8 protein-coding genes are annotated in these 7,403 nt (G+C 64.1%); all 8 read left to right on the top strand.

From position 1 onward, the window contains the following. A partial coding sequence (locus H7B90_RS10055; RefSeq protein ID WP_185135735.1) for an NADH-quinone oxidoreductase subunit C occupies nucleotides 1–486 on the top strand: 486 nt, incomplete at its 5' end. A gap of 7 nt (nucleotides 487–493) precedes the next feature. Continuing rightward, on the top strand, nucleotides 494–1,594 hold the full coding sequence (locus tag H7B90_RS10050; RefSeq protein ID WP_185135734.1) for an NADH-quinone oxidoreductase subunit D: 1,101 nt from the start codon (nucleotides 494–496) through the stop codon (nucleotides 1,592–1,594). Next, complete coding sequence (gene nuoH / locus H7B90_RS10045) at nucleotides 1,594–2,610, top strand: NADH-quinone oxidoreductase subunit NuoH (protein WP_185135733.1); 1,017 nt, start codon at nucleotides 1,594–1,596, stop codon at nucleotides 2,608–2,610. The genes H7B90_RS10050 and nuoH overlap by 1 nt, the downstream gene beginning before the upstream one ends. A gap of 5 nt (nucleotides 2,611–2,615) precedes the next feature. Beyond that, complete coding sequence (gene nuoI / locus H7B90_RS10040; RefSeq protein ID WP_185135732.1) at nucleotides 2,616–3,071, top strand: NADH-quinone oxidoreductase subunit NuoI; 456 nt, start codon at nucleotides 2,616–2,618, stop codon at nucleotides 3,069–3,071. A 3-nt stretch (nucleotides 3,072–3,074) separates the two neighbouring features. Next, a complete protein-coding gene (locus H7B90_RS10035) occupies nucleotides 3,075–3,596 on the top strand; it encodes an NADH-quinone oxidoreductase subunit J (RefSeq protein WP_185135731.1) in 522 nt (173 codons plus the stop codon). A 2-nt stretch (nucleotides 3,597–3,598) separates the two neighbouring features. After that, nucleotides 3,599–3,901 carry an NADH-quinone oxidoreductase subunit NuoK gene (nuoK, locus tag H7B90_RS10030; RefSeq protein WP_185135737.1) on the top strand — a complete coding sequence of 101 codons (303 nt, stop codon included), beginning with the start codon at nucleotides 3,599–3,601 and terminating at the stop codon, nucleotides 3,899–3,901. Between the two features lie 4 nt (nucleotides 3,902–3,905). After that, complete coding sequence (gene nuoL, locus H7B90_RS10025) at nucleotides 3,906–5,786, top strand: NADH-quinone oxidoreductase subunit L (RefSeq protein WP_185135730.1); 1,881 nt, start codon at nucleotides 3,906–3,908, stop codon at nucleotides 5,784–5,786. Continuing rightward, the gene (locus H7B90_RS10020; protein WP_185135729.1) at nucleotides 5,786–7,402 is read left to right on the top strand and encodes a complex I subunit 4 family protein; all 1,617 of its coding nucleotides are present in this window, start codon (nucleotides 5,786–5,788) and stop codon (nucleotides 7,400–7,402) included. The genes nuoL and H7B90_RS10020 overlap by 1 nt, the downstream gene beginning before the upstream one ends. The last annotated feature ends 1 nt before the right edge of the window (nucleotide 7,403 follow it).

Below are 7,403 nucleotides of genomic sequence, written 5' to 3'. Positions count from 1 at the left end.
CCGCCGTCGCCGAACCAGCCCCGGCTCGACCGGGCCGTGCAGCTGCTGCGCGAGCTGGTGGCGGAGGACGCGGTCGAGGAGGCGTCCATCAACGAGCCGAACGACCATCTGCCCACGCTCGTCATCAAGAACGAGCATTGGCCGGCCGCGGCCCGCCTGTTCCGGAGCCATCCGGAGCTGAACGTCAACTACTTGCGCAACGTGGCGGGAGTCGACCACGAGACGCATATGGAAGTCGTGTACCACCTGCTCAGCCTGGACAGCGGACACGTGTACGCAGCGAAGGTGCGTACCGATCGCGCCGCGCCGTCCGTTCCCTCGGCGACGCCGGTGTGGGAGACGGCGAACTGGAACGAGCGGGAGATCTACGACTTGCTCGGCATCGAGTTTCCCGGTCATCCCGACTTGCGCCGCATCATGATGCCCGACGACTGGGTCGGCCATCCGCTCCGCAAAGATTACGTGCCGCTGGACCCGGAGGTGTGAGCCGCGCATGATTCGTACCGAAGAACTGCTGCTGAACGTCGGACCCCAGCATCCGAGCACGCACGGGGTATTCCGCATCATCGTCAAGCTCGACGGGGAGATCATCACGGAAGCGACGCCGGTCATGGGCTACCTGCACCGGGGAACCGAGAAGCTGGCCGAGAACCTGAACTTCACCCAGATCATTCCGTACACCGACCGGATGGACTACGTGTCCGCGATGACGAACAATTACGTGCTCGTCCACGCCGTCGAGAAGCTGATGGGGCTGGAGGTGCCGGAGCGGGCCGAATTCCTGCGCCTGATCGTCATGGAGATGCAGCGCGTGGCGAGCCACCTCGTCTGGTGGGGCACGTACCTGCTCGACATCGGAGCGCTCAGCCCGTTCCTGTACGCGTTTAACGACCGGGAGAGAATCCTTCAGCTGTTCAACGAGCTGTGCGGGGCGCGTCTCACCTACAACTACATGCGCGTCGGCGGCGTGAAGTGGGACGCTCCGGAAGGGTGGATCGACAAGGTCAAGGACTTCGTCCGCTCGATGTACGGCAAGCTCGAGGAATACGACGACCTCGTCAGCGGCAACGAGATCTTCCTGTCGCGGATCAAGGGAGTCGGCGCCTACGACGCCGAGACGGCGATCGCCTACGGGCTGTCCGGCGCGAACCTGCGGTGCACGGGCGTGAAGTGGGATCTGCGTAAGAACGAGCCTTACAGCCTGTACGACCGCTTCGAATTCGACGTCCCCGTCGGCCGGAACGGAGACTGCTACGACCGCTACCTCGTCCGGCTGGCGGAGATCCGGCAGAGCCTGCGCATTCTCGAGCAGGCGCTGGAGCAGTTCCCGGAAGGCGGGGAGACGATGGGCAAGGTGCCTCGCGTCATCCGGCCGCCGGCCGGGGAGATCTACGTCCGCATCGAGTCGCCGCGCGGGGAGATCGGCTGCTACATCGTCTCGAAGGGCAAGGCCGAGCCGTACCGGCTTAAGTTCCGCAGGCCCTCCTTCGTGAACCTGCAAATTCTGCCCAAGCTGCTCGTCGGCGAGAGCATGACGAACCTGGTGACGATCTTGGGCGGCATCGACATCGTGCTCGGGGAGGTGGACTGCTGATGCAGCGCTACTGGGACACTCCCGTCACCTGGGGGCACGCCGGCCTCTTCCTGCTCGGCGCCTTGGCGGTTCTCGCCGTCGTCATTCTGTTCGTCACCTACGCGATCTACTTCGAGCGCAAGGTTCTCGGCTGGATGCAGTACCGCAGAGGGCCGAACCGCACGGGCCCGCTCGGCCTGCTGCAGACGGTGGCGGACGTCGCCAAGCTGCTGATCAAGGAAGACACCATTCCGGCCAAGGCCGACCGCGCGCTGTTCATCCTCGCTCCCGCTCTGGCGTTCGTGCCTTCTTTTCTCGTGCTGGCGATGATTCCTTACGGCCTTCATCTCCAATTCGCCGACCTGAACGTCGGCTTCCTGTACTACATCGCCCTCTCGGGCGTCACGACGATCGCGATCGTCATCGCCGGCTGGTCGTCGAACAACAAGTACGCCCTCCTCGGCGGCATGAGGTCCGCGGCGCAGATGATCAGCTACGAAGTACCGCTCGTCATGTCGGTCGTCGGCGTGGCGATGATGGCCGGCAGCCTTAATCTGAGGGACATCGTCCTCTACCAGGAAGGCTACTTCTGGCACTGGAACTTCCTGCCGCAGATCGTCGGCTTCGCCGTGTTCGTCGTCGCGGCGGTGTCGGAGCTGAACCGGACGCCGTTCGACCTGCCGGAGGCGGAATCGGAGCTGGTCGCCGGCTATCACGTCGAGTACAGCGGCTTCCGCTTCGCGTTCTTCATGCTGTCGGAGTACATCTATGTCTACGCGATCGCCTGCCTGGCGACGATCCTGTTCCTCGGGGGTTGGAACCCGCCGTTCCCGCAGCTCGACTTCATCCCCGGGCTGATCTGGTTCGCGCTCAAGTTCGCGGCCGTCGTGTTCTTCCTGTTCTGGATTCGCGCCACGCTGCCCCGGCTGCGGGTCGACCAGCTAATGGGACTCGCCTGGAAGGTATTGCTTCCGCTGGCGATCGCGAATATCTTCCTGACGGCGCTCGGGATCGAATGGTTCGGCAAAGGAGGCTGAAGACAATGAAGGGAACGGGAATTATCAAAGGGCTCGGCGTTACGCTCCGGACGATGGGCGGCAAGAAGGTGACGCACAAGTATCCGGACGTCCCGATCGAGATGCCGGACCGGTTCCGCGGCATTCAGTACTTCGAGCCGGACAAATGCATCGTCTGCAACCAATGCGCGCGAATCTGCCCGACCGAATGCATCACGCTGACGGGCAAGCCGAATCCGGATCCGGACAAAAAAGGCAAAGTCATCGACACGTTCGACATCAACTTCGAGATCTGCATCCTGTGCGACCTGTGCACGGAGGTGTGCCCGACCGAAGCGATCGTCATGACGAACAACTTCGAACTGGCCTCCTACAGCCGCGACGAGCTGTTCAAGGACCGCGACTGGCTGTACGGCAACGATAAGAACATCCGCCAGGACAACAACAACATCGGCGCCCCTCAGAGAGGGGGGGCGAAATAACCCGTGAACTTCAACATCGACTTCACCGGAGAGTTCTTCGCGTTCTTCCTGCTCGCGGTGTGCGCGATCGTCGGAGCGGTGCTCGCGATCAACTTCGAGAAGGTGGTGCACACGACCCTCTCCCTCGCCTTCACGTTCGTCTCACTCGCGGGATTGTACGTGCTTCTCGAGGCCGAATTCGTCGCCTTCGTCCAGGTGCTGCTGTACGTGGGCGCAGTGACGATTCTCATGATCTTCGGCATCATGATGACGAAGCACCAGGGAGAAGGGAAGGAGCCGGGCCGCCCCTTGCTGGAGGCGCTGGCCGCGATCGGATGCCTGTGCCTGTTCGGCATTCTGTTCTACGCGATCCGCAGCGCCGGGTTCCCGGCGCCGGCGGCGGACTTGCCGGAAGACAACACGCTCAGCATCGGCAAGCTGCTCTATTCCGCCTATGCGATCCCGTTCGAGCTGGTGTCGGTGCTGCTGACGGTCGCCTTCATCGGGGCGGTCGCGCTCGCGAAGAGGGAGGAGGAGGACTCGTGAGCATGCTCGGTTCCTACCTGACGCTGGCCGCCGTGCTGTTCTGCATCGGCCTGTACGGCGTCCTCGTCAAGCGCAACGCCATTATCGTTCTGTTATCCATCGAGCTGATGCTGAACGCCGTCAATCTGAACCTGATCGCGTTCTCCAAATACGGCGTCGTGCCGTCGCTGACGGGGCAGGTGTTCTCCCTGTTCACGATGACGGTCGCCGCGGCCGAGGCCGCCGTCGGCATCGCGGTGCTGATCGCGCTGTACCGGAACCGGGCGACGGTGAACGTGGACGAATACGACGAGTTGAGGAGGTGACGTCATGGCAACCGTGTTCTCGCAGTACGCGTGGCTCGTTCCGGCGTTCCCCCTCGCCGCGTTCGCGATTCTGACGGCGCTGGGGCGAAGCCTGAGCCGGACGGGCGCCTGGATCGCGACCGTCGCCTCGCTCGCCTCCTTCGTCTACTCGGTTATGATCGCGGCCGAGCGGCTCGCCAAGAACGCCGAGGATTACATCGGCGGCTTCGCTTGGCTGAGGGCCGGCTCCGTCAACCTGACGGCCGGCTACGAGGTGACGAACCTGACGGCTCTCATGCTGGTCGTCGTCACCTTGGTCGCGCTGCTGGTCAATCTCTATTCTCTCGGCTACATGAAGGACGACGAGCGGATCTCGACGTTTTTCTCCTACGTGGCCCTATTCACCGCTTCAATGCTCGGGCTCGTGCTCGCCGACAACCTGATGATCCTGTACGTGTGCTGGGAGCTCGTCGGCGTCTGCTCGTTCCTGCTGATCGGGTTCTGGTACCGGAAGCCGGAGGCGCGGGCGGCGGCGAAGAAGGCGTTCATCGTCACCCGGATCGGCGACCTCGGCCTATTGATCGCGATTCTGCTGCTGTTCTGGTACATGCCGGGGCACGCGCTCGACTTCGCGAGCCTGCACAACGTGTTCTACGCGCAGAGCGGCATCATCTCGACGTCGATCACGACGCTGATCGCGCTGCTCATCTTCCTCGGCGCCGTCGGCAAGTCGGGCCAGTTCCCGCTGCACGTCTGGCTTCCGGACGCGATGGAAGGGCCGACTCCGATCAGCGCGCTTATCCATGCCGCCACGATGGTCGCGGCCGGCGTGTTCCTCGTCGTCCGCACGTTCGACATCTTCGCCGCCGCTCCGGCCGCCCTGGACACGGTCGCCGTCGTCGGGGCGTTCACGGCGATCTTCGCCGCGACGATCGGCCTCGCGCAGAACGACATCAAGCGCATTCTCGCGTATTCGACGGTCAGCCAGCTCGGCTACATGATGCTGGCCGTCGGCGCCGGCTCCACGACCTCCGCGATGTTCCACCTGTTCACGCACGCGTTCTTCAAGGCGCTGCTGTTCCTCGGGGCGGGCAGCGTCATCCACGCCGTACATACCCAGGACATTCGCGAGATGGGCGGGCTCGGAAGCCGGATGAAGATCACCGCCTGGACGTTCGGCATCGGCGCGCTGGCGCTGTCCGGCATTCCGCCGTTCTCCGGCTTCTGGTCCAAGGACGCCGTCCTGACGGCCGCGCTCGACGACAACCCGTGGCTGTTCGCGGTCGGAGTAGTCGCCGCCTTCTTGACGGCCCTCTATATGGCGAGGCTGTTCTTCCTCGTGTTCGCGGGCAAGCCGCGAGGCGACGCGGGGGCGCATGCGCGCGCGAAGGAGTCGCCGGCCGTCATGACCGCGCCGCTGATCGTGCTGGCCGCGCTCGCCGTCGTCGCCGGCTTCGTGCAGACGCCGTTCTCCGGCTGGCTCGGCTCGTGGCTGACCGGCGGGGCGGAGGAGGAACACGCGAGCGGCCTCGCGATCGTCGCTTCCGTCGCGGCGTCCCTGCTCGGCCTGTATCTCGGCTGGCTGATCTATTCCAAGGGCGCGGTGCGCCGCGACGCGGTCTCTTCCCGCTTCCCGCGGCTCGTTCGGCTGGCGGAGCGCAAGTACTATATCGACGAGCTGTATGACGCGCTGTTCGTGAAGTCGCTGCGGGGGCTCGGGAAGGCGCTCTCGGCGTTCGACGACGTCGTCGTGGACGGAGCCGTGCGGCTGGCGGGCCGCTCGGCCTTGGCGCTCGGGCGGCTTAATACGCGGCTGCAGAACGGGCAAATCCAGACGTACGGCCTGGCCGCGCTCGTCGCGGCGGTCGTGCTGGTGCTGGCCATCGCCGGAAGGAGGTTCTGGTGATGCTGGAGAACGTCCCGGTCTTATCGCTGATCGTCTGGATTCCGCTGCTCGGCGCGCTCGTCACGCTGCTGCTTCCGAAGCACCACAGCCGGCTGCTTCGGGGGTTCGCTCTTCTTTTCACCGTCATCCCGCTGCTTCTGGCCGTCTGGCTGTACGCCTCCTACGAACCGGTCGCGGGTGGCGGCGCCTTCGCCGAGCACGGAACGTGGCTGTCCGTCCCTCTCAATACGGAAGCGGGGCTGCAAGGGACGGGAGTGAACGTGACCTCCTACCGGCTCGTCTTCGATTACCGTCTCGGCGTCGACGGTCTCTCGCTGCCGCTCGTCCTGCTGACGGGAGTCGTGGCTGCGATGTCCGTCTTGGCGTCGGTGCACATTCGCAAACGGTGGAAAACCTACTTCTCCCTGTTCCTGCTGCTGGAGACGGGAATGTACGGCGTGTTCCTCGCCCGCGACTTGACTTTGTTCTTTATCTTTTTCGAGTTGACGCTGATTCCGATGTTCTTCCTGATCGGCATCTGGGGCTACTTCGGCCGGGAGAAGGCGGCGAACCGCTTCCTGCTCTACAACGGGCTGGGCTCGGCGATTATGCTGCTCGCGTTCCTCATCCTGATCGCGACGCTCGGCTTCACCGTGACGGAGACGGCCGGGGGCGCGGCGATCTCCTTCGGCGGCGACTACGAGACGCTGCTGGCCAACCTGGCGGACCCGAACGCGGCTGCCCACGCCAGCGGCGCCATGTTCCTGTCGGAGAACCTGAAGTGGGCGGCGTTCGTTCTCCTGCTGATCGCCTTCGGCATCAAGCTGCCGATCTTCCCGCTTCATACGTGGATGCTGAAGGTTCACGCGGAGGCTCCGCCTTCCGTCGTCATGATCCATTCCGGAATCCTGCTCAAAATGGGGGTGTACGGACTCGTCCGCTTCGCCGCCTTCCTGTTCCCGGCGCAGCTCGCCTCTTGGGCGACGGTCATCGCGATTCTCGGCGTCGTCAACATTCTGTACGGGGCGGTGCTCGCCTGCGTCCAGAAGGAATTCAAGCTCGTGCTGGCCTACTCCAGCGTCAGCCATATGGGCATCGTGCTGCTCGGCATCGCCTCGCTGAACGAGACCGGCTTCGAAGGGGCGATCTATCAAGCCGTCTCGCACGGGCTCATCTCGGCGCTGATGTTCCTGATCGTCGGCAGCCTGTACGAGAGAACCGGCACGACCAAGATCGACGAGCTGGGCGGCCTCGCGAAGGTCGTTCCGTTCACGGCGGGCATTCTGCTGACGGCGGGGCTGGCGTCCCTCGGCTTGCCGGGACTCTCCGGCTTTGTGGGCGAATTCCTGTCGCTGCTCGGCTTGTTCGGCTCGCTGAAGTGGCTGACCGCGATCGGCGCGTTGGGCGTTCTGCTGGCGGCCGTATACGTGCTGCGAAGCGTTCTGGCGATTACGTACGGTCCATTGCCTGAACGGTTCGCCGGGATGAAGGACGCCCGCTTCGTCGAGGCGCTGCCGATGGTCGTCCTGACCGCGCTGATCGTGCTTCTGGGCATCTATCCGTCCTTGCTGACCGACCTGATGCAGCACGGCTTCGACGGTTTGCTCAAGGAACTCCAGACGAGGGTGGGGGGCTGAA

It is taken from the genome of Cohnella xylanilytica (assembly GCF_014212175.1).
In the GTDB taxonomy this organism is placed as follows: Bacteria; Bacillota; Bacilli; order Paenibacillales; family Paenibacillaceae; genus Cohnella; species Cohnella xylanilytica.
Note: the sequence above shows the minus strand (reverse complement) of the source record. Positions and strands in the feature narration are given on the sequence as shown.